Below are 21,133 nucleotides of genomic sequence, written 5' to 3' on the forward strand. Positions count from 1 at the left end.
TGGTCATGAGACAGGGACCGGTTGCGCAGGACGGCGACCGGCAGAGCGAACCATTGTCGGTCGCGATGGTGTTCGGGATTTCCGGGGTCGACCCGCTGGAATGGGATGCCTGTGCCGCCGGCAAGGGGCCGTTCCTGCGGCATGCCTATCTGAGCGCGGTCGAAGACAGCGGTCTGGCCGGGCCGGACAATGGCTGGCGCCCCGCCCATATGATCGTAAAGGATGCATTGGGCCGGACAGTTGGCGCGGCGCCCCTCTATCTGCGCGACCGGTCCACGGACGAGTTCTGGCCCGATCAAGCATGGATCGACGGCTTTCAGGCGTCGGGTGGACGCTATTTTCCGAAGCTGGTCATGGAGGTCCCCTACACGCCGGTGACCGGCGCGCGGATTTTGCTGCGGGAGGGAGCGCCATCCGGCGTGGCAGATGCACTGACAGGGGCTATGCGTTCACTGGCCCACAATCATGGTCTGTCTTCCATCCATGTGAGCTTTCCGGATGAGGAAGACCGTGCCCGTTTCGAGAAGGCGGGATGGCTGACCCGCCATACCGTCGATTACGAGTGGCGGAACGCGGGTTATGGCGACTTCACCGAATTCACCGCGGCCCTGTCGAGCCGTCGGCGCAGCGTGATGCTGTGGGAACGCCGCAAGATCATCGAGAGTGGGGTGCGGATTCGCGACGTGCCGGGCAGCCGGGTCGGGGAGGCCGATGTCGCGGTTTTCCTGGATTTGCTGGCCGACCTCCATGCCCGCAAGGGACGGCGCCAAGCGCTGACCTTTGATTTCGTCATGCGGCTCTGCGCCGCCTTTGGTGACGCCCTTACATTGACTTTCGCAGAAACAGGCGGTGATACGATTGGCGCCTTGCTGACCATGGAAGGAGATGGCTGCCTCCATGTCCGAAACTGGGGGGCGAGGGAGGGCGCGCAGCTGGTCCATTTCGAGATCTGCTATTACCGCACCGTCGAACGGGCGATTGCCCGGGGGTTGAGCCGTGTGGACAGCGGGCGCGGCGGCCCGCACAAGCTGGCGCGAGGGTTCCTGCCGAAACTCTCCCATGCCTGCCACTGGTTCCTGCACACCAACATGCGCCGTGCGGTGGCGGAAGGGCTGGAACTGGACAACGCCAAGGTTCTCGCCGCTTATGCGCAGGAACAGGCCCGCTCCCCATTCCGCTGGCGGATCCAGCAATAGCTGATTGCATGGAGAGGTGGATTATCTTTTGGATGGTGTATGTGGCGATATATGATATTTTTTGGCTGTAGAGCAGATATATAGACCTAAGATTGCTTTGTTGGCGCCCATTTTGGGATATTTCGTTCGCATTTTTAATGGAGAAGAAGCATGACGCTTTTTGTGATGAAGCCGGTGCATTGGAATGCAAATGGATATTTGAAGCCAGCCGGCCATAAAGCAAAAAGTGGATATCCTGCTGATTTTGGATATGGACATGAGGAATGGAACGGCAGTCCTCGCATGCAGTACCGCAGCGATGGTCAGGGCATAAAGGTTTTTCATACCGAGGGACTGAAAAGCACGTGTGTGGAAGACCATGATGGAAGCATCTTTGTGTTCATGTATGCATCCCATGATGGCATACAGCAGCTGGTCGGTATTGCTGGCAGCGCGACCTGTATGATTGATAGGGACCGTCGTCAGCAGCGTGAGGACATCGTAAAGAACCTTCACATCGACGATTTCAAGGAAGATGCTTGGGAGCAGGCTCTCGTCAGAAAATGTTATAAAGAAAACAAAAAGAAATTTCTTAATCAATGGAAAGATGAAGTGCATTGGATTCCTAATTGGATTTGCCCTCTGGAGCAGTATTATTCGCCAAGTCCCGAGGGGGTGGTAGAGATTAGCGCTCCATCTATCACCGGTAAGGAAATATTCACGCCTATGTTCAACAGCTACCAGTCTATCGACAGAGCGATGGCCATAAAGGTTATGGAATTTGTTCCTCGCAGCCTTAGAACACCGGAATGGCAAAATATATTTGATGAAATTTCCGGCGGTCAGTCCGCTGTATCTTACGACATCGACCAGCTTCTGGATGAGGATTTACCTGAGACCGAGCGACAGGCATTACATCAGGCCCGAATTGGGCAGGGGTTGTTTCGCCGCCGTCTGCTGGAGCGCTGGAACAACGCCTGCGCGGTGACCGGTTGCGCCGTTTCGGAGGCGCTGCGGGCCTCTCATATCAAGCCCTGGTGCGAGTCCGAAAACAGTGAGCGTCTGGATCCCAATAACGGCCTGATCCTGTCGGCGACCATCGATGCGTTGTTCGATCGGGGGCTGATCTCTTTCGAGGATGATGGGGCGATGCTGCTTTCGGACGCAATCTCAAGCAATGACCGGTCTGTGCTAGGACTTCCCGCACCGCTTAGGCTTCCGTTGCGGGACCGGGAAAAAGATTATCTGGCGCTTCATCGCAGCAAGAACTTCTCCTGACCTCCGGCGTCGCGCCGGCCGATAGCCGCTTGCACGGCACGGCGCGCCGGGCCACTTTCCCTCTTTGAATAGACGACAGGCGGAGTGGGACATGTCGGTCAGCCGGGCAGTGGGGCGGGACGATCTGAAGACGCGCATCGGGCAGGCGCTGGGTGAGGCGAAGGCCGATCTGGTCATCAAGAACACGCGCTTCCTCAACGTCGTCACCGGCGAGATCGCGGAGGGTGACATCGCCGTCTGCGGCGAGGTCATCGTCGGCACCTACGAGTCCTATGACGGGGTGGAGGAGATCGACGGGCGCGGCCTGACCGTGGTTCCCGGCTTCATCGACACCCATGTCCACTGCGAATCCACCTGCGTAACCCCGCAGGAGTTCGACCGCTGCGTCCTGCCCCGCGGCACCACCACCGCCATCTGTGACCCGCACGAGATCTGCAATGTGTTGGGCGAGAGGGGCCTCAGCTATTTCCTCGACAGTGCCGGGGGCACGGCGCTCGACCTGTTCGTTCAGCTGTCCTCCTGCGTGCCGGCGACGGAACTGGAGACCTCGGGTGCCCGGCTGGAGGCGCCGGACCTGATCCGCCACATGGACCATCCGCGCGTGCTGGGACTGGCGGAATTCATGAACTTTCCCGGCGTCTTCCACAAGGTGGACGGGGTGCTGGACAAACTGGCCGCCTTCGACGGGCGCCACATCGACGGCCACGCCCCGCTGGTGACTGGGAAGGAACTGAACGCCTATCTGTCCTGCGGCATCCGCAACTGCCACGAGACGACCAGTGCCGATGAGGCGATGGAGAAGCTGCGCAAGGGCATGCAGGTGCTGATCCGTGACGGGTCGGTGTCGAAGGACGTCCATGCCCTTGCCGAAGTCATCGGGCCGGAGACCTCACCGTTCCTCGGCTTCTGCACCGACGACCGCAATCCGCTGGACATCGCGGAGGAGGGGCACATGGATCACCTGATCCGTAGCGCCATCCGCCTCGGCGCGCCGGTCGCCCATGTCTATCGTGCCGCCACATGGTCGGCCGCCCGCGGCTTCCGTCTGTACGACCGCGGGTTGGTGGCGCCGGGGCATCGCGCCGATCTGGTCCTGCTGGACGATCTGGAGGACTGCGCGGTCAACCGCGTCATCCGCAACGGCAAGATCGTCGGGCCGCACAGCTTCGATGGCCGGCCGGCGGTGACGCCGGTGGGTCTGGATTCGGTGAAGCTGGAGCCGGTTGCCGAGGAGGATTTCGCCGTGCCGGCCGGCGGCTCCGTCCAATCGGTGATCGGGCTCGAACCGGGCAAGATCCTGACCGAACACCGGCGGATCGAGGTGCCGGTGGTCGGCGGCCGGATGGTGGCCGATCCGTCACGCGACCTGCTGAAGATCTGTGTCTTCGCCCGCCACGGCAGCAACCGCAACATCGGCCGCGGCTTCGTCCAGGGCTTCGGCTTCGCGGAAGGGGCGCTGGCCTCGTCGGTCGGCCATGACAGCCACAACATCTGCGTGGTGGGTGCCGGCGATGCCGATATGAGGGTCGCGGTGAACCGGTTGATCGAGTTGCAGGGCGGCTTCGTCGCCGTGCGCAACGGGCAGGTGGTCGGCGAACTGGCACTGCCGCTGGCCGGGCTGATGAGCCTGGAGCCGTTCGAGGCCGTGGAGGTGAAACTCCGGTCCCTGCGTGCCGCCGTCCGCGCCATGGGCTGTCCGCTGGCCGAGCCCTTCCTGCAGTTGGCCTTCCTGCCGCTGCCGGTCATCCCGCACCTGAAGATCACCGACCGTGGCATGGTCGATGTCGACCGTTTCGAGCTGATTGCCGCCTGATTGGGCGGTATGCTCGTGAAAGCGGCATCGGCCTGGGGAATGGGCGGCTGTAATTTATCCTCGCATTGATCGGCACCGACCACGAAACGGCCGCGAAACCTGGAAAAGCCCATTTCCCGCAAGGGGAGCGGGCTTTCCATGCCCGGATTCGCGACCTTAAAATTTAGGCCGATCGCCTTCCCTCCTCTGGCATGGGCTTTGCCACGACGACACATTATCTGTTGTTCGTCATCGAGCGAGCCCGATCAGCCATGACCCATCTGGCCCCGGTGATCCACCACTCCCACAGCCTGCTGCCGGTCCGGCCGCCGGAAACCGTGTCGATGCGGACGCGGGACGGCGTGCGGTTGGATGCCGATCTCTACCGGCCCGACGCCGCCGGCACATGGCCGGTGCTACTCCTGCGCGTCCCCTGCGGCCGGCGCACCGCCCTGACCAGCCACTACGCCCATCCGCGCTGGTACGCGGCGCGCGGGTATGTGGTGGTGGTGCAGGACATGCGCGGCTGCGGCACTTCCGACGGCCGCTTCCGTCCCTTCGAGGCGGAACGGGAGGATGGCGCCGATGCCGTCGCCTGGGCGGCCTCCCTGCCGGGATCGTCGGGATCTGTGGCGATGTACGGCTGCGGCTATGCCGGAATGGCGCAATGGCTGGCGCTGGCCGAGGCGCCGGCGGCCCTGCGCGCGGTGACGCCGGCCTTCGCCGGGTGGGATGTCTTCTCCGACTGGGCCTATGAGGGCGGGGCCTTCCGGTTGGCCGACGCCATGGGCTGGGCCCTGCGCACCGCGGCCGATGCCGCGCGGCGGGTCGAGGACGGAACCGGGCACCGGTTGCTATCGGACGCGGCGCGCAGCCTGCCCATCGACGACGAGATCCCGTCCCGGCCGCAGGCCCTGCGCGACTACGCCCGCTACACCCATTACGACGATTGGCTGACCAACCCGGTGCCCGGCCCATCCTGGGCCGCGCTGTCGCCCAAGGCGATGCAGGACGCCATGCCGGCCGACGTGTCGGTCCTGCAGATCGGCGGCTGGTACGACCCGCGGCTTGCCGGCATGCTGGACGCCCATGAGCGTTTCGCCGCAAGCCAGAGGGCGCCGGTGCGACTGGTCGTCGGTCCTTGGGGCGCCGAGGGACCCGCCGCCGCGCCTGGGCAGGCGCCGACGCTCGACACGCTGCAACTGGCCTGGTTCGACCGGGTGCTGAAGGGCGAGGGAGGGGATCGCGGCGGACCGGTCCGCCTGCACGATGTGGAGACCGGACGCTGGCACGATCTGTCCAATCTGCCGGCGGCCGAAGCGGTTCTGCATCTGGCCAGCGACGGCCTCGCCAACCGTCAGGGAGGGCGGCTGGAGTTGGAGATGCCCGATCTGGAGGCGCTCGACGTGGTGGTGCACGACCCGCGCATGCCGGTGCCGACGGTGGGCGGCCATGCGGTGCCGGATGCCGCCGGGCGTCCCGACCGCGCCGCCGTCGACCGCCGCCCGGACGTCGCGACCTACACCAGCCTGCCGCTGGACGAATCGCTGATGCTGGCCGGCCGGGTGGCGCTGGATGTGTGGGTGGAGGCCGACGCGCCATCCTTCGACGTCAGCGCCGTGCTGTCGGTGCTGCGGCCCGACGGGCAGGTGCTGCCGCTGACCCAGGGCCATGCGCGGGTGGAGCCGGGCGATCCGACCCGGCCGCTGACCATCGGCATGCGGGCGGCCTGCGCCACGCTCGCGCCGGGATCGGCGCTGCGCCTCAGCCTTGCCGGGTCCTGTTTCCCGGCCTATCCGGTCAATCCCGGCACCGGGGCGGAGCCGGGCGAGACCCGCCGGGTCGATGCGCTGCCGATCACCCTGCTGATCCACAGCGGTCCCGACCGGCCGTCGCGTCTGCGTCTGCCGGCCGGATCGGCCGCTTAGGGAGCCTCGCCTCCGTCCGCCTCGTCTTCGCCTTTCCCTGCCGCTTCCAGGCAGAAATCCAGGCTCTGGGACAGGAATCGCATCATCAGGTCGCGGAAGGGCGTCTTGTCGCCGACCGACCAGGCCCGCTCGACGAGGTCCAGATAGAGGCCGCGGTCGTCGGCCTGGACCACCACCGGCGGATAGCCGGCGCGGTTCAGGATCAGATTGCACAGCAGCAGCGCCGTCGCCCGGTTGCCGGCATGGAAGGGACGGATGGCGCTCAGCCGGTGATGCGCCTCGAAAGCCGTGTCGGGACCGGCGTCGGACTTGCGCATCCAGGTCGACAACGCCGACATCGACACGCGCAGCTTGGCCGGGTCGGGAGCCGTTTCGGCCGGGTCGTCCTTCGGCGGACCGTCGCGGTATTTTCCGGCCTCGTCCTCGATTCCGCGATAGAGCACGCTGTGAAAGGCGGTGACCGTGCGTTCGGTGACGGCGCCCGAGGGATCGAAGGAAAGCCGGGCCATCAGTTCCAGCGCCGCGCGGTGGTTCAGGACGAAGCGCTGTTCCTCCACCCCGCGGTGGCGCAGAATGCTGCCGCGCTCCAGGATCGCCTTGACGTCCGCGCGCTTGAGCGGAATCTCCTCCAGCGCCGCGGCGGCGACGGTCAGATCCAGCTCGAACCGGTCGGCGATGCCGTGCACGACCTCCTGCGGCAGGGGACGCGCGGCGTCCAGCGCCCGTTTCTTCTCCGCGATCTCGTCGAGCAGGGCCATCGGTCACTCTGTCGCTTTAGCAGGGGAGGGCTTGGCACGATGCGCGTCTTGCCGCGCCCCCTGCGGGGATTTGCCGCTTGGACGGGCACGGTTGCCGGTTTTAGGATCCCTGTCAAGATGTCCACAACCCAGCCATGGCCGGCCGCAACCGCCTCAGTCCGCGGGATGCGCCTGCGATCGCGGGTCGCGAGGGGGGAGATCGCTGCGATGAGCTACGTCGTTTGGGACAAATCCATGAGCGTCGGCGTGCCCGTGCTCGACGACGAGCACCGGCGCCTTCTCGACCTGTTCAACGGTCTGCTGGAAAGCGGCATCACCCCCGCCAACCGGGAGGAATTGTCCAGTCTGCTCGCCAGTCTCCGCGACTATGTCGCCGTCCATTTCGCGCGGGAAGAGGCGATGATGGAACGCTGCGGCTATCCCGAACTGGACGGCCACCTCGCCGCCCACCGCTATTTCGCCGACGAGGTGGAAAAGCTGGCCCGCGACTTCGACGGCGACAACCCCACGATGCTGCGCATGGACCTGATCCTGCTGTTGAAGGACTGGTTCGTGGAGCACATCCAGCAGACCGACAGCCTGTACAAGCCCTATGTAGGGGCGGGCTGACCCTATCCCGGGGGAGAGGGCCTGAACTCACTGCTTCGCGGCGGCCTTCTGTTCCGGCAGGCCCTTGTCAAGCTTGGCCTGTATCGCGGCCTTGTCGGTGTCGTCGTCGGCGCTGCGCAGCGCGCGCATCCACTGGAAGCGGGCCTCAACGCGGCGGCCGGCCCGCCAGTAGGCGTCGCCGAGATGGTCGTTGATGGTCGGATCGACCGGCTTCAACTCCACCGCGCGTTCCAGCTTGGCGACGGCGGCTTCGTAGTCGCCCAGTGTGTAGAGCGCCCAGCCCAGGCTGTCGACGATGTAGCCGTCGCGCGGGCGCAGTTCCACCGCCCGCTCCACCATTGCCCTGGCCTTGTCCAGATGCTCGCCGCGGTCGATCCAGCTGTAGCCGAGGAAGTTGAGCAGCGACGGCTCGTCCGGCCGCAGCTTCAGCGCCGCCTGCAGGTCGGCTTCGGCCTGCGGCCATTGCTTGGTCTTCTCGTAGCACATGGCGCGGGCATACAGCAGCGGCCAATGCCGCTCCTGCGGGGTGCCGATCCGCTCCAGCGCGGTGGTGTAGGCGGGGATGGCCTCGGCATAGCGCTTGGCGTAGCGATAGATGTCCCCCAGCCGGGTGATCGCGTCGGTGCGTTCCGGCCGTTCGGCGGCGAGGTCCTTGAGGACCGCGATGGCCTCGTCGTTGCGATCCATGCGGGCGAGGCTGTCGGCCTCGCGCATGCGGGCGGTCCAGCCCAGCAACGGGTCCTTCTCCAACTGCCTATAAGCGGCCAGCGCCTCCTCGTGATGGTCGCGCGACGCGGTGATGTCGCCGATCAGCAGATGGGCCAGCGCCAGATCGTCGCGCAGGTGCAGCGCGATGCGGCCGAACAGCAGCGCCGGCTCGTCGGCATTCTCATGATGCAGCGCGCTGCCCAGGTCGAACAGCGCCTCGGCAAGGCCGGAGCGGGCATCGGGGACCGGGCGGGTGTCGGACGGGGCGTTCGCCATGGCGGCCAGCGCCGGCTCCACCAGCAGCCCGTCGGGGTTGCTGCCCTGGAAGGCCTCGTAGAGCTTGCGCGCTTCGTCCTTGCGGCCGGTGCGGGTCATGAAGCTGCCGACGATCTGCACGACGCGCAGCGGCGCATCGGTCTCCGTCACCTTGGCGTAGCGGGCCGCCGCTTCGTCGTTACGGCCGGCGAGGTCGAGGATCAGACCGGCATGCAGGTTGTAGAGCGCTTCGAAGCCCTGGACTCCGGACAGCGGTTGCAGCGCCGTCAGCGCCTCGTCCGCCTTGCCGCGGGCGGTTGCCAGCCAGGCGCGGGTCAGCGGCGCCAGGAAACGGCCGAGCCCGTCGGTCGGCAGGCGGGCGGTATAGCCGTCGGCCTCGTCCAGCTTGCCCTTGGCCAGCGCGTCGGCGGCCAGCAGGGTCAACGCCATCTGCGGCTCGCCCTTTTCATCGAGCAACCGGCTGGCATAGCCGACGGCCGTGTCGATCCGCCCCTCGCCCAGCCGCAGCAGGAAGGTCCGACGCAGCAAGGCCGGGTCGTCGGGATCGGCGGCCAGAGCCTGCGCGGTGAAGCGCGCAGCCGCAGTCCAGTCGTCCTGGTGCTGGGCGTAGCGGCCGGCCAGATAGCTGCCGGTCGCGGAACCGGTGCCGTCATCCGTGGCAGGACCCGCCGCCGGCCCGGCGGCAAGGGCGGGCGCCAAGGCAGTCCCGGCCATCAGGATGGCCAGGGAGATCGGCAGCAACCGGCGTCGGAAACTCGTCATGCTCTCGTCACCTCGTTTTCCGAGTCGGTATCCCATCATTTTCGGCAGGGCGCGGGCAAGAGACTTTCGTGCGAGTCCACTTTTCGCAACCGCTACCGCCACTCCCGCCGCACCTTTTCGATCCGCTCCGGGCGCAGGATGTCGGTGGCGTGGGCGTCCATATGGGCGCGCAACGCCTCCGGCATGCCGGGAGACAGGGTGGCGCCCTCGACCGACCAGCGGGCCATCCAGGAGAGCGTGCGCAGCCATGTCAGCCGGCGCAGCGGCCTCAGCCAGGGCCGCACCTCGTCGGCGAGGTCACCCGGCACCGCGATGGTCCAGGCCTCGATGAAGGCATCGACGTCTGCCGGGGCCAGTTCCGCATTCACCTCCGGATCCCACTTGGTCGAGGTGTAGAGACTGGCATGGGCGAGATCGCTGGCCGGGTGGCCGTATTGCAGCTTTTCCAGATCGGTGAACCACGCCTTGCCGTGGGCGTCGATCAGGAAATTGCCGGGATGCACGTCCACCCCCACCGCGGTCAGCGGCATCGGGGTCTCTCGCGGCGGGGCGAGGTCGCCGGCACGGGCGGCGGCAAGCTCCTCCGCGATCAGGGCACGAGATTCGTGAGACAGGTCAGCGCGGTCGAACCATTCCGCCTGCCGTTCGACCTGCGCCAGCAAGGCGACGACCGGGTCGGGCGGGGCGGGAAGCGGCTCAAAGAAATCCGGCGGCGCCATGCGGTGCAATGCCGCCAGCGCGCGGGCAATGGCCGGCATGTCGCCGGGCAGGACGGGGGTACGCCCCTCCACCTCGCCCACCACCAAAGCGCCGAGCGGCAGCCCATCGCCGGGCGGCAGCAGGCCGGCGAAGCGCGGGGTGTGGCCCGACGGCTCCGACCGCTGAAAGGCGGTCGCCTGCCGCTCCAGCGCCGTCCAGGCGTCTAGGCCGAGCTGGCTCCAGCGCGGGATGCGGGCAACCAGCCGCCGGCCGCGCAGCCGCACATGGTCGTGGGCGACGCCCTTCAGCGGCATCGGTTCCAGCGCGTCGGCGGACAGGTCGGCAAGACGCGGGAGCCGGGTCAGCGCGGCGTTCAGGGCCGCAATCGAGAATCCAGCCGGTCCGCTCACGCCATATGCTCGCGCAGACGGGGCATCAGCTCCACCAGGTTGCAGGGTCGGTGGCGGTTGTCGAGCTGCCAGACCAGGATGTCGTCCCAGGCATCGCGGCAGGCGCTGGGCGAGCCGGGCAGGGCGAAGATGTAGGTGCCGTTGGCGACGCCGCCGGTTGCCCGGCTCTGGATGGTGGAGGTTCCGACCTTGGCATAGCTGAGATAGCGGAACAGCTCGCCGAAGCCGGGGATCGCCTTCTCATAGAGTGCCTCGACCGCCTCCGGCGTCACGTCGCGGCCGGTGACGCCGGTGCCGCCGGTGGTCAGCACCACATCGATCTGTGGATCGGCGATATAGGCCTGGACCTGGGCACGGATCGCCGCGATGTCGTCCTTGACGATGGTGCGGGCGGCGACCTTGTGGCCGGCCCCGGCGATCCGCTCCGCCAGCGCGTCGCCGGAGCGGTCGTCGGCGGCGACGCGGGTGTCGGACACCGTTACCACGGCGATGTTCACGGGAAGGAAGGGGCGGCTCTCGTCGATCTTCGGCATGGCGGCAGGCGTGTCCTCATGTCGGGCCGGAGCCCGACAAGGGGGCGCCGGCGGTCAGGGTGTCGGGCTGGCCTCTCCCCGCTCCGCCACCGTTTCCACCGCGACGGGGGGCGCCGGCTTGACCGCGGACAGCGGCTCCGGGCGGGTAGCGACCTCGGTCGGGCGGGCCTCCACCGCGGTGTAGGTCGGCCACTTCCCATCGGCGACGGCGGTGAGCGACGCGGTCTCCTGGCCCAGCCGCAGCCGGTAGATCCAGAAGTTCGCCATCACCTTCTCCACATAGTCGCGTGTCTCGCCGAAGGAAAGGCTTTCGATGAACAGCAGCGGATCGGTGATGTCGCTCAGGTCGCGCCGCCAGCGCGCCAGATTGCCCGGCCCGGCATTGTAGGCGGCGGCGGCCAGGAACAGGTTGCCGTCGATTTCCGGCATGCCCAGCAGTTCCGACAGGTAGCGCTGGCCCAGCTCCATGTTGCGGGACGGGTCGAACAGCGCGTCGCGGCTGGCGTCGTCGCTGCCGATGTCGGCGTTGCGTTCGCGCACATGCTGGGCGGTGCTGGGCAGGATCTGCATCAGCCCGGTCGCCCCGGCGGAGCTGACCAGACGCGGATCGAAGCGCGATTCCTGGCGCATCACCGCGAAGACCAGCGCACGGTCCAGCGCGAAGCCGTCGCGCGGTTTCCAGTGCGGCAGCGGGTAGAGCGCGGCGGCATAGGGCGCGCCGTCCGGCCCGGCCACCGCATTGCCCAGCCGCAGGGACAGCGAGGCGACGCCGGCGCGGTCGGTCAGCGCCACCATCGCCTGTTCGACCAGCTGGTCGCCCTGCGGATCGATGCGTTGCAGCTCCATTCCCGCCAGCTCGCGCTGACCGGCCTGGAGCAGGGCGATGGCGCGGGAACCTGCCGGCTTGGCCGCCACCGCCGCCAACTGGCGTCCGGTCAGTTCCGGCGCCTGCCAGTGCACCTTTTCCAGCCCGTCCAGGGTGCGCAGCGCGATCAGGCCATAGAAGGTGTGCGGATAGCGGGCGGCTGCGGCCAGATGCTCGGCCGCCTCCTTCTCCTTGCCGGGCTTGCGGGCCAGCGCGCGGGCCGCCCAGTAATCGGCAGCCGCGGCCTTCCAGGGGGAGCGCGGGCCGGCCGCGGCCATGCCTTCGAAATGGCGTGCGGCCCGGTCGGTCTGCTTCAGCCGCCAGGCGGCGAGCCCGGCGATCCAGTGCGCTTCCGGCAGCATGTCGCCCGACCGCGCGGCGCTGGCCGAGGCGAGAGTCAGCGCCTGCGCCGTCTCGCCGGCATAGAAGAGAGATGCGGCGATGCGGGCGCGGGCGGCGTCATACTGCACGGTGTCGAGCTTGCCGCCGAACTCGTCCTGGCCCAGCAGGCTCAGGGCGGTGGCGGTGCGGCCGGATCGCAGCAGTTCCTCCACCCGGGCCACCGCCGCGCGGTCGCTGCGGGCGCGGGACACGGTGCGGCTGCGCGGCGCGACGGTGACGCTGTCGTCCTCGTCGTCGTCGTTGCTGGCGACGGTGCGCAGGCCGCCCAGCCGTTCCAGCGATCCGACGAGCCGCACGCGCTCCTCGCCCCGCGGCGGCTTGGGCGCACGCTGGCCGGCGGGCTGGCGCTTCTGGGCCAGACTGTGGACCCGCTCCGCCCCGGCGAGGTCGCCGTAATCCTGCATCCAGCGGGCGAGTTCCTCGTAGCTGGCGCGTCGGTCGGGGTGGAGATAGCGCTGGCGCAGGACGTAACCGACCAGACGGCGGTCCTTCAGCTTCGCCATCTCGGCATCGGCGGCATCCCAGTCCGCCCGATCCTGCGCCGCGAAGATGCGGCGGTAGCGGGCGGCATCCTCCTCGTCCAGCTGGACGGCGCGGGCATCGTCGTCGGTCGCGAGCAGAAGCGGCACGCCGGCCGGGTCGGGCGCCTCATTCGCCGTGGGGGCGGCCAGCGGGCTGCCGTCGGCGGACGAGGGGGCTGCGATTTCGGGGAGCCCCGCGGCCGGATCGCCAAGCGATTCGCCGAAAACGGGGCTGTCGGGGTCAGGCACGGAATCCCCGCCGGGCGGGACGACGGCGTGACCGTCCGGCGCGTGGATGATGAGGGCGGCGCAAGCGGGCCGGAACCCGACCGCGCCGTCGGGTCCCATGGTGAAAGCCACCGTGAGACCCAGCACCCCCAGAAGGTTCCGCCGCAGCGGGGCCGCGCTCGCGACCCGGTATGCTGCACTGCAAAATATCCGGAGCATGGCTCCGGGATACCCCACGACCGCGCGAACCGCAAGCAACGGATTCGCACGGAATGTGTCATGGCTGGTATTCGGCAAATGTTACAACGGCTTAACAAGCCTGGGAAAAAGGCTCTAGCCCATTGGGAAGGTGCCTTTCGGCATGGGGCGATGGCATTTGTGCTGCGCGGCGACCGCAGTCATACGAACGATTTAGGCGGCGCTGTGACATCGATTTTAGTCTTCGGAATACTTGATGCCTTCTTCTCCGATCCTTTGCTGCAACGCAAGCATGTCCCGCCATGCTTCCCGCTTTGCGATAGGGTTGCGCAGGAGGTACGCCGGATGGAGCATCGGCATCAGCGGGACCGCCGTTCCCGCGACTTCATACGTCTTCCATTGCCCGCGCAGGCGGGTGATCCCCTCTGCCCGGTTCAGCAGGGTCTTGGCCGACACTCCGCCCAGCGCCACCAGCAGCTTCGGCCGCACCAGTTCGACATGCCGTTCCAGGAAGGGCAGGCAGGCGGCGATTTCCGCCTGGGTCGGGCTGCGGTTGCCGGGCGGGCGCCAGGGCAGGATGTTGGAGATGTAGACCTTGCCGCGGTCCAGCCCGATCTGGGCCAGCATGCGGTCCAGCAGCTTGCCGCTGACCCCGACGAAGGGCTTGCCCTGCCGGTCCTCGTCCTCGCCCGGCGCCTCGCCGATCAGCATGACCGGCGCTTGCGGGTTGCCGTCGGCGAAGACCGTGTTCATCGCCGTGGCCTTCAGCGGGCAGCCGTCGAAGCTGCGCAGGGCCGCTTCCAGCGCCTCCAGCGTCTGCGCCTCTCCGGCCCTGGCACGGGCCTGGATGCCGGCCTCGCTGGCGCCCAGCGGCTGGTCGGGGGAGGCGAAGAGGGCGGCCGGACGTGCGGAGGCGGGGGCCGCCGGGGCGGGCGCCCGAGTCGGTGACGGGCCGCGCGCCATACCGGTGCCGGGGGCCGCACCCGCCGCGGGCGCGCCCGAAGACGGCGCCCGCCCAACCGGCCGGGCGGTGAGGGCGGCCCAGTCGGTCGGCTCGTCGCCGATGGCCTCGTCGCAACCGACGTCGGCATGCCAGCGCAGCGCGTCGAGGATGTCGCATACGTCAATCATCGTTTGACCTTACCACAGATCGTGTGGTCTTACATGTCCAGATACCCAATTTGGGTGCGGCGCAAACCGTGCTACAAGCACGCGCCCGCAAAACACCATAGGGCGTCCCGAGGGAAACAGTACCAAAACAAGACGGTGGGGGAGTGTGGTGATGGAACGCGAACCGCGCGAGGTCATGGAATACGATGTTCTGATCGTCGGCGCCGGCCCGTCGGGCCTGAGTGCGGCGATCCGCCTGCGGCAGCGCGCGGTCGAAAGCGGCCAGGAGCTTAGCGTCTGCGTGATCGAGAAGGGATCGGAGGTGGGCGCCCACCTGCTGTCCGGCGCCGTCTTCGAGCCGCATGCGCTGGACGAGCTGATCCCGGACTGGAAGGAAAAGGGCGCTCCCCTCACCACCAAGGCTCGCGAGGACCACTTCCTCTTCCTGACGGAAACGAAGGCCTACAAGTCGCCCTTCGCCCCGCCGCAGATGAACAACCACGGCAACTACATCATCAGCCTGGGCAATCTGGCCCGCTGGATGGCGACCCAGGCCGAGGAGCTGGGGGTGGAGATCTACCCCGGCTTCGCCGCCGCCGAGGTGCTGTATGACGACAAAGGTGCGGTGAAGGGTGTCGCCACCGGCGACATGGGCATCGGCAAGGACGGCGAGAAGACCGGCAACTACACCCCCGGCATGGAACTGCACGCCAAGCAGACCATCTTCGCCGAGGGTTGCCGCGGCTCGCTGACCAAGACCCTGTTCGAGAAGTTCGACCTGCGCCGCGATTGCCAGCCGCAGACCTACGGCATCGGCATCAAGGAGCTGTGGGAGGTCGATCCGTCGCAGTCGAAGCCGGGCCTGATCGTCCACACCATCGGCTGGCCGATGGACCCCAAGACCTATGGCGGCAGCTGGCTCTATCATATGGAAGGGAATCTGGTGTCGGTCGGCTTCGTCGTCGGCCTCGACTACTGGAACCCGCACATGAGCCCGTTCGAGGAGTTCCAGCGCTACAAGACCCACCCGGCGATCCGCCCGACCTTCGAAGGCGGCCGGCGTCTGGCCTATGGCGCCCGCGCCCTGTCGGAGGGCGGCTTCCAGTCGATCCCGAAGCTGACCTTCCCCGGCGGCCTCCTCATCGGCGACGGTGCCGGCTTCCTGAACGTGCCGAAGATCAAGGGTAACCACACTGCCATGAAGTCGGGCATGGTCGCGGCCGAGGCGGTGTTCGACCATCTGACCGGCGGCGCCGACAACGGTCCGGAGGTCATCGCCTATCCGGAGCGGCTGAAGCAGTCCTGGGTCTGGCCGGAACTGCACGCCGTGCGCAACATCCGTCCGGGCTTCCAGAAGGGCCTGTGGGCCGGTCTGGCCAATGCGGCCTATGAGACGGCATTGAAGGGCAAGTCGCCCTGGACGCTGAAGCACCACGCCGACCACACCACCCTGGTGAAGGCCAGCGAGGCGCCGAAGATCGCCTACCCCAAGCCGGACGGCAAGGTCAGCTTCGACCGCCTGTCCTCGGTCTACCTCTCCAACACCAACCATGAGGAAGACCAGCCGCCGCACCTGACGCTGAAGGACAAGTCGGTCCCGATTAGCGTCAATCTGGCGCTCTACGACGCGCCGGAGCAGCGCTACTGCCCGGCCGGCGTGTACGAGATCGTCCGCAACGACGACGGCAGCGACCCGCGCCTGCAGATCAACGCGCAGAACTGCGTCCACTGCAAGACCTGCGACATCAAGGACCCCACCCAGAACATCAACTGGGTCGTGCCGGAAGGCGGCGGGGGGCCGAACTATCCGGGCGGGATGTAAAGGGCTTTTGCCCCCTCCCTCCCACGGCTTCGCCGCGGGTCCCTCCCTCCCCCGCTTCGCGGGAGAGGGGAAGATTTGCGATGCCGCCGCAGCTCCCTCACCCGCGTGAGCGGGGGAGGGTTGGGGAGGGGGCACAGCCGTCCCGCCGGTGTCGGTTGCGCCGGGGGTCACTCCTATCTATAAGGCAGGGGGTAACCTTTCTGCGACGGCGCGATGATCGTTTCCTGTCCGACCTGCTCGACGCGCTACACCCTGTCCGATGAGTCGCTCGGCCAGGACGGCCGAAAGGTTCGCTGCGCCCGCTGTGGCCACACCTGGTGGCAGATGCCCGACCGGTCGGAACCCGATGAGGTGGTTCCCGACGCGCTGACGGAAATCCGGCCGGCCACTTCCGCCAAGCTCGCTACCAAGACTGCGGCGAAGACCAAGGTCAAACCGCCCAAGGCGCCGCGAGCCAAGCCGGCGCGCAGCACGGTGATCGGCTTCGCCCTGCTGGGGCTGCTGGTTGCCGGGGCCGCTGCCGGCGCCTATTTCGGCCGCGACGCCATTGTTCGCAGCTGGCCGCCCGCAGCATTGCTCTATGACACCATCGGCATGCCGGCCGAACCGCCGGGCTTCGGGCTCGAACTGCGCAACATCCGTTCCGAACAGAAGATCGAGGGCGGAACCACCGTCCTGTTGCTCGATGGCGAGGTCGCCAACGGCACCGATGTCGAGCGCACCCTGCCGCCGCTGCGCGTCATCACCTTCGGTCCCGAGCACAAGCTGCTGCAGAGCTGGACCATCGAGCCGTCGGCCGAGACCCTGGGCCCCGGCGCATCGGCGAACTTCCACCACAGCCAGCCCGATCCCGGCCCGGTGACCGAGGTGACCATCACCTTCGGCGGCCCGCCCCCCGGACTGGAGCCCCCTGCGGCCGCAAAGCCGGCCGAGAAGGCACCGGAGAAGGCAGCCGGACACGCCAAGCCGGCGGCGGACGGCCATGCCGCTCCGGCCAAGGCATCCGGACATTCCAGCGGCCACTGATCCGTTCCGAATCCGGCGGCATCACCGCTCCGGAATGCCGTATTTCCGCAGCTTGTTTGCGATCATCGTGTGCGAGGTGTTCAGCCTTGCGGCCAGCTTGCGGCTGGACGGGAAGCGCGGATAGAGCCGGCGCAGCAGCGTCCGCTCGAACCCCTCCACCGCGCCCTCCCAGCTGTCCGCCTCCTCCGCCGGCACCCCGGCCGACTGCATGCCGGCGCCGGCCAATTCCAGGTCAGCGGCGTCCAGCGCGCCGCCGTCGCTCATGGTCATGGCGCGGAAGATGACATTCTCAAGCTGACGCACATTGCCGGGCCAGCGGTTGGCGAGCAGCGCCGCCGCCGCCGCCGGGGTCAGACGGCCGGGTGGCCGGCGGGCCTGCGCCGCGGCGCGGGCGATGAAATGGCGGGCCAGCAGCAGGATGTCATGGCCGCGCTCGCGCAGGGGCGGGACGCTCAGCGACAGCACGTTCAGGCGGTAGAACAGATCCTCGCGGAAGCTGTGGTCGGCGACCATCGCCTCCAGCGAGCGGTGGGTGGCGCTGATGACGCGGACATCCACCTTCTGCTCGCGCTCGCCGCCCACCCGGCGGAAGCTGCCGTCGTTGAGGAAGCGCAGCAGCTTGGCCTGGAGATAGGCCGACATCTCGCCGATCTCGTCCAGGAACACGGTGCCGCCATGGGCCAGTTCCAGCAGGCCGGGCTTGCCGCCGCGCTGGGCCCCGGTGAAGGAGCCGGGGGCATAGCCGAACAGCTCGCTCTCCGCCAGATTCTCTGGCACGGCGGCGCAGTTCAGCGCCAGGAAGGGCTTGTCGCGGCGCGGGCTGGCGCGGTGGCAGGCATGGGCGATCAGCTCCTTGCCGGTGCCGGTCTCCCCCAGGATCAGCAGCGGCGCCTCCATCGCGGCGACCCGCGCGGCGCGCGCCTTCAACGCCCTGACCGGCGGCGATTCGCCGAGGATGCGGTCGAAGCCGCCCTCATCGAAATTCTGGATGGCGTCGAGCCGCTCGCCCAGGCGCGACGGGGTGAACAGGGTGATGACGGCGCCCGCGGCTTCCACATCGACGATGGGCATCACCTCCAGCAGGAAGGGCTGGCCGTTCAGCGTCACCTCGCGCCCCGACATGCGGAAGCCGCCGGCGGTCAATTCGCGCGTCAACGCCGGCTCGCCGAACAGCCCGCCAATATCCAGCCCGGCGAGGCGCGACTCCGGCAATCCCGCGACCTGGGCGGCGGCGGTGCTCGCCACCACCACGCGCCCCGTACGGTCCACCGCCAGCACCGGGTCGGGCAGGGCGGCGAGCAGCGCATCGAGATGCAGCCGCCGTCGCGTGCCCGGTAGCATGTCGATGGCCGCCACCGACTGCACGCCGGCGATGGTGCGCAGCGCATCGGACAGGGCGGGCAGCGCCGCCGGGTCCAGGCCGGGCGCGTCGATGTGGATCAGCGGCGGGTCGACCTCGACACCGACGACGTTGAGCCGGCGCAGCGCCAGCACGGCGAGGATCTCATGGGCGATGCCGACGCGGTCGGTGAAGGTGACTTCGATGCGCATGGGGGACGGGGTGTTGGGGGAGGGGGTGCTTTTGCCCCCTCCCTAACCCTCCCCCACCTTCGGTGGGAGAGGGAACTCCGCCGCTTCGGCGCTAACTCCCTCTCCCGCGAAACGGGGGAGGGTTGGGGAGGGGGCATCCGGCAATCACTGTACACAATCCATTACACTGTATCAAAATCTTTACACCTTCCCAACCCCTTGATCCTCAACACTCCACACCCCTTTTCCCCTCCCCCCGTAAACATCTGCATACACGCCACTCCCCGCCACTCCCCCCGCACCACAGCAAATCCGCCATTTCCGCCTCTGGCACGCCCTTTGCGAACCATTCCCCCAAGCGAAGTCATCCATCCCCTTGGGAGCCAGTCTCATGCGCGTGATCGTTCTGGGCAGCGGCGTCATCGGTGTCACCACCGCCTATTATCTGGCGCGTGCGGGGCATGAGGTGACCGTCATCGACCGTCAGGCCGGCCCGGCGCTGGAGACCAGCTATGCCAACGCGGGCGAGGTGTCGCCGGGCTATTCCGCTCCCTGGGCGGCGCCGGGGCTGATGCTGAAGGCCGCCAAGTGGATGATGATGAAGCACTCGCCGCTGGTGATCCGGCCGAAGCTGGATCCGGCGATGTGGTCCTGGTGCCTGAAGCTGCTGGCCAACGCCAACGAGGCGAGCTATCAGCTGAACAAGAGCCGCATGGTCCGCGTCGCCGAATACAGCCGCGACTGCCTGAAGGCGCTCCGCGCCGAAACCGGCATCACCTATGACGAGCGCACCCAGGGCACGCTGCAGGTCTTCCGCACCCAGAAGCAGATGGACGCCGCCGGCTACGACATGGCGGTGCTGGAGCGCTACGGCGTTCCCTACAGCCTGTTCGACCGCGACGGTCTGACCTCGGTCGAGCCGGCTTTGGCCCATGTGAAGGACAAGCTGGTCGGCGCGCTGCACCTGCCGGGCGACGAGACCGGCGACTGCTTCCAGTTCACCAACAAGCTGGCCGCCTATGCCGCCAAGCGCGGGGTGGAGTTCCGCTATGGCGTCTCCATCCGCGGGCTGGAAAGCGACGGGCGCAAGATCACCGGCGTGCTGACCGACCAGGGCACGCTGACCGCCGACAGCTACATCGTCGCCATGGGCAGCTATTCGCCCAAGCTGGTGAAGCCGCTGGGCATCGACCTGCCGGTCTATCCGGTGAAGGGCTATTCGCTGACCCTGCCGATCACCGACGCCGCCCACGCGCCGGAATCGACGGTGATGGACGAGACGCACAAGATCGCCGTCACCCGCCTGGGCGACCGCATCCGCGTCGGCGGCACGGCGGAGCTGTCCGGCTTCGACCTGACTTTGCGCGAAAGCCGCCGCGGGCCGCTGGACCATGTGGTCAGCGACCTGTTCCCCAAGGGCGGCGACCTGTCGAAGGCGGAGTTCTGGACCGGCCTGCGCCCGAACACGCCGGACGGCACGCCGATCCTGGGGCCGACCCACATCCGCAACCTGTATCTCAACACCGGCCACGGCACGCTGGGCTGGACGATGTCCGCCGGCTCGGCCCGCGTGCTGGCCGACGTGGTCAGCGGCCGCCGGACCGAGATCGACATGGACGGGCTGAGCGTCGAGCGCTACGGCCGCAAGCCGACGGTGGCGGTGTCGCGCCCGGCCGCCGTCCGTCCGGCCTGACCTGAAAACGGCACCCGCGCCGTCCGGCGGACGCGGGTCATCGCCAGCTCGAGAAGGGCGGCGTCGGTGATCTCGGCTCCATCCAGCCGATGTCGCCCGCGCCGCCCTTCGCATTTCTCCACCCGGTGGCCGAGGCGCCTGAGATGCAGGATCGCCTCGTAGAGCCGGGCCGCCGGCTCGTTCGCGGGTCGGACGGCAGGCCGGCGGGCCGTCATGGATGGACCACCAGGACGACCAGCCGTTTCGGGCCGTGGACGCCGTAGGCCAGCGTCTGCTCGATGTCGGCGGTCTTGCTGGGACCTGACACCAGCAGCACGTTGGTCGGCATTGCATCCGCCCACCCCTGCTCGCGCATGGCCTGCAGGAACGTGTCGAAGAGCGCGTCGGCGCGCAGCAATGCGACGTGGATGTGGGGTACCAGCGACAGGGTGCGCGGCTCGTCGGCGGTCGGCCACAGGATCAGGCTGCCGGTCTCGGCGATGGCGCCGCGGGTGGTGGTGAGGCCGGCCTCGATGGACTCGAACAGCTGCGGCTTGAGGTCTTCGAGCGGACGGTCGTAGGGGATGAGGGTGGGGGTTGGCGTCGGCGTTAATTCCCTCTCCCCCCCGGGGAGAGGGTTAGGGTGAGGGGGATGCGCGGCGGGACCTTTGGGGGAATCATGCGATGCGTGACCCCCCCCCCCCCCCCCCCCCCCCCCCCGGGGGGGGGGGGGGAGCTCGGCCCCCCCCCCCCCCCGCCGGGGGAGCGCCCCAAACACCCGCCCCCCCCCCCCGCGCAGGGTTGGAGAAGGACCCCGCCACCCCCCGCCGG

The 21,133-nt window shown here is 67.9% G+C and carries 17 protein-coding genes; 8 read left to right on the plus strand and 9 right to left on the minus strand.

Annotation, left to right across the window (positions count from 1 at the left end; all coding sequences use genetic code 11):
• The first annotated feature begins 5 nt into the window (after nt 1-5).
• From FZ029_RS29855 to FZ029_RS29870, 4 genes are all read left to right on the plus strand, one after another.
• A complete protein-coding gene (locus FZ029_RS29855; protein ID WP_188052117.1) occupies nt 6-1,196 on the plus strand; it encodes a GNAT family N-acetyltransferase in 1,191 nt (396 codons plus the stop codon).
• Between the two features lie 150 nt (nt 1,197-1,346).
• Nucleotides 1,347-2,453, plus strand: a complete 1,107-nt coding sequence (locus FZ029_RS29860) for an HNH endonuclease (RefSeq protein ID WP_149273505.1) — start codon at nt 1,347-1,349, stop codon at nt 2,451-2,453.
• A 91-nt stretch (nt 2,454-2,544) separates the two neighbouring features.
• A complete protein-coding gene (ade, locus tag FZ029_RS29865; protein ID WP_149273507.1) occupies nt 2,545-4,266 on the plus strand; it encodes an adenine deaminase in 1,722 nt (573 codons plus the stop codon).
• 251 nt (nt 4,267-4,517) lie between these two features.
• The gene (locus FZ029_RS29870) at nt 4,518-6,173 is read left to right on the plus strand and encodes a CocE/NonD family hydrolase (protein ID WP_149273509.1); all 1,656 of its coding nucleotides are present in this window, start codon (nt 4,518-4,520) and stop codon (nt 6,171-6,173) included.
• Here FZ029_RS29870 and FZ029_RS29875 read toward each other — a convergent pair.
• Complete coding sequence (locus tag FZ029_RS29875; protein ID WP_149200566.1) at nt 6,170-6,931, minus strand: Fic family protein; 762 nt, start codon at nt 6,929-6,931, stop codon at nt 6,170-6,172. The genes FZ029_RS29870 and FZ029_RS29875 overlap by 4 nt on opposite strands.
• 207 nt (nt 6,932-7,138) lie before the next feature.
• On the opposite strand from FZ029_RS29875, the gene FZ029_RS29880 reads away from it, so the two are divergent.
• Entirely contained in the window at nt 7,139-7,540 is a 402-nt protein-coding gene (locus FZ029_RS29880; protein WP_149273511.1) for a bacteriohemerythrin, read from the plus strand.
• A gap of 27 nt (nt 7,541-7,567) precedes the next feature.
• On the opposite strand, the gene FZ029_RS29885 is transcribed toward FZ029_RS29880, so the two are convergent.
• From FZ029_RS29885 to FZ029_RS29905, 5 genes are all read right to left on the minus strand, one after another.
• Nucleotides 7,568-9,286 (minus strand): tetratricopeptide repeat protein, encoded by a 1,719-nt coding sequence (locus tag FZ029_RS29885; protein WP_149273512.1) that lies wholly within the window; start codon nt 9,284-9,286, stop codon nt 7,568-7,570.
• Between the two features lie 92 nt (nt 9,287-9,378).
• Nucleotides 9,379-10,395 (minus strand): phosphotransferase, encoded by a 1,017-nt coding sequence (locus tag FZ029_RS29890; RefSeq protein ID WP_247892565.1) that lies wholly within the window; start codon nt 10,393-10,395, stop codon nt 9,379-9,381.
• Nucleotides 10,392-10,928, minus strand: coding sequence for a molybdenum cofactor biosynthesis protein B (moaB, locus tag FZ029_RS29895; RefSeq protein ID WP_149200563.1), 537 nt, complete (start codon nt 10,926-10,928; stop codon nt 10,392-10,394). The genes FZ029_RS29890 and moaB overlap by 4 nt, the downstream gene beginning before the upstream one ends.
• Nucleotides 10,929-10,982: 54 nt before the next feature.
• Complete coding sequence (locus FZ029_RS29900; RefSeq protein ID WP_247892566.1) at nt 10,983-13,091, minus strand: lytic transglycosylase domain-containing protein; 2,109 nt, start codon at nt 13,089-13,091, stop codon at nt 10,983-10,985.
• A 288-nt stretch (nt 13,092-13,379) separates the two neighbouring features.
• Nucleotides 13,380-14,273 carry a uracil-DNA glycosylase gene (locus FZ029_RS29905; RefSeq protein WP_149273516.1) on the minus strand — a complete coding sequence of 298 codons (894 nt, stop codon included), beginning with the start codon at nt 14,271-14,273 and terminating at the stop codon, nt 13,380-13,382.
• 151 nt (nt 14,274-14,424) lie between these two features.
• On the opposite strand from FZ029_RS29905, the gene FZ029_RS29910 reads away from it, so the two are divergent.
• Both FZ029_RS29910 and FZ029_RS29915 read left to right on the plus strand, forming a co-directional pair.
• Nucleotides 14,425-16,074, plus strand: a complete 1,650-nt coding sequence (locus FZ029_RS29910; RefSeq protein ID WP_149273528.1) for an electron transfer flavoprotein-ubiquinone oxidoreductase — start codon at nt 14,425-14,427, stop codon at nt 16,072-16,074.
• Nucleotides 16,075-16,287: 213 nt separating this feature from the next.
• Nucleotides 16,288-17,100, plus strand: coding sequence for a zinc-ribbon domain-containing protein (locus FZ029_RS29915; protein WP_149273530.1), 813 nt, complete (start codon nt 16,288-16,290; stop codon nt 17,098-17,100).
• 21 nt (nt 17,101-17,121) lie between these two features.
• On the opposite strand, the gene FZ029_RS29920 is transcribed toward FZ029_RS29915, so the two are convergent.
• On the minus strand, nt 17,122-18,651 hold the full coding sequence (locus tag FZ029_RS29920) for a sigma-54-dependent transcriptional regulator (RefSeq protein ID WP_149273532.1): 1,530 nt from the start codon (nt 18,649-18,651) through the stop codon (nt 17,122-17,124).
• A 370-nt stretch (nt 18,652-19,021) separates the two neighbouring features.
• On the opposite strand from FZ029_RS29920, the gene FZ029_RS29925 reads away from it, so the two are divergent.
• A complete protein-coding gene (locus FZ029_RS29925; protein WP_149273534.1) occupies nt 19,022-20,323 on the plus strand; it encodes a D-amino acid dehydrogenase in 1,302 nt (433 codons plus the stop codon).
• On the opposite strand, the gene FZ029_RS29930 is transcribed toward FZ029_RS29925, so the two are convergent.
• Together FZ029_RS29930 and FZ029_RS34015 are read right to left on the minus strand one after the other, a co-directional pair.
• Nucleotides 20,266-20,538, minus strand: coding sequence for a hypothetical protein (locus FZ029_RS29930; protein ID WP_149273536.1), 273 nt, complete (start codon nt 20,536-20,538; stop codon nt 20,266-20,268). The two genes, FZ029_RS29925 and FZ029_RS29930, sit on opposite strands and share 58 nt — an antisense overlap.
• Nucleotides 20,535-21,080, minus strand: coding sequence for a lactate utilization protein (locus FZ029_RS34015; protein WP_282184189.1), 546 nt, complete (start codon nt 21,078-21,080; stop codon nt 20,535-20,537). The genes FZ029_RS29930 and FZ029_RS34015 overlap by 4 nt, the downstream gene beginning before the upstream one ends.
• Between the last annotated feature and the right edge of the window lie 53 nt (nt 21,081-21,133).

The sequence above is a fragment of the Azospirillum sp. Sh1 genome (assembly GCF_008365135.1).
GTDB lineage: Bacteria > Pseudomonadota > Alphaproteobacteria > Azospirillales > Azospirillaceae > Azospirillum > Azospirillum oryzae.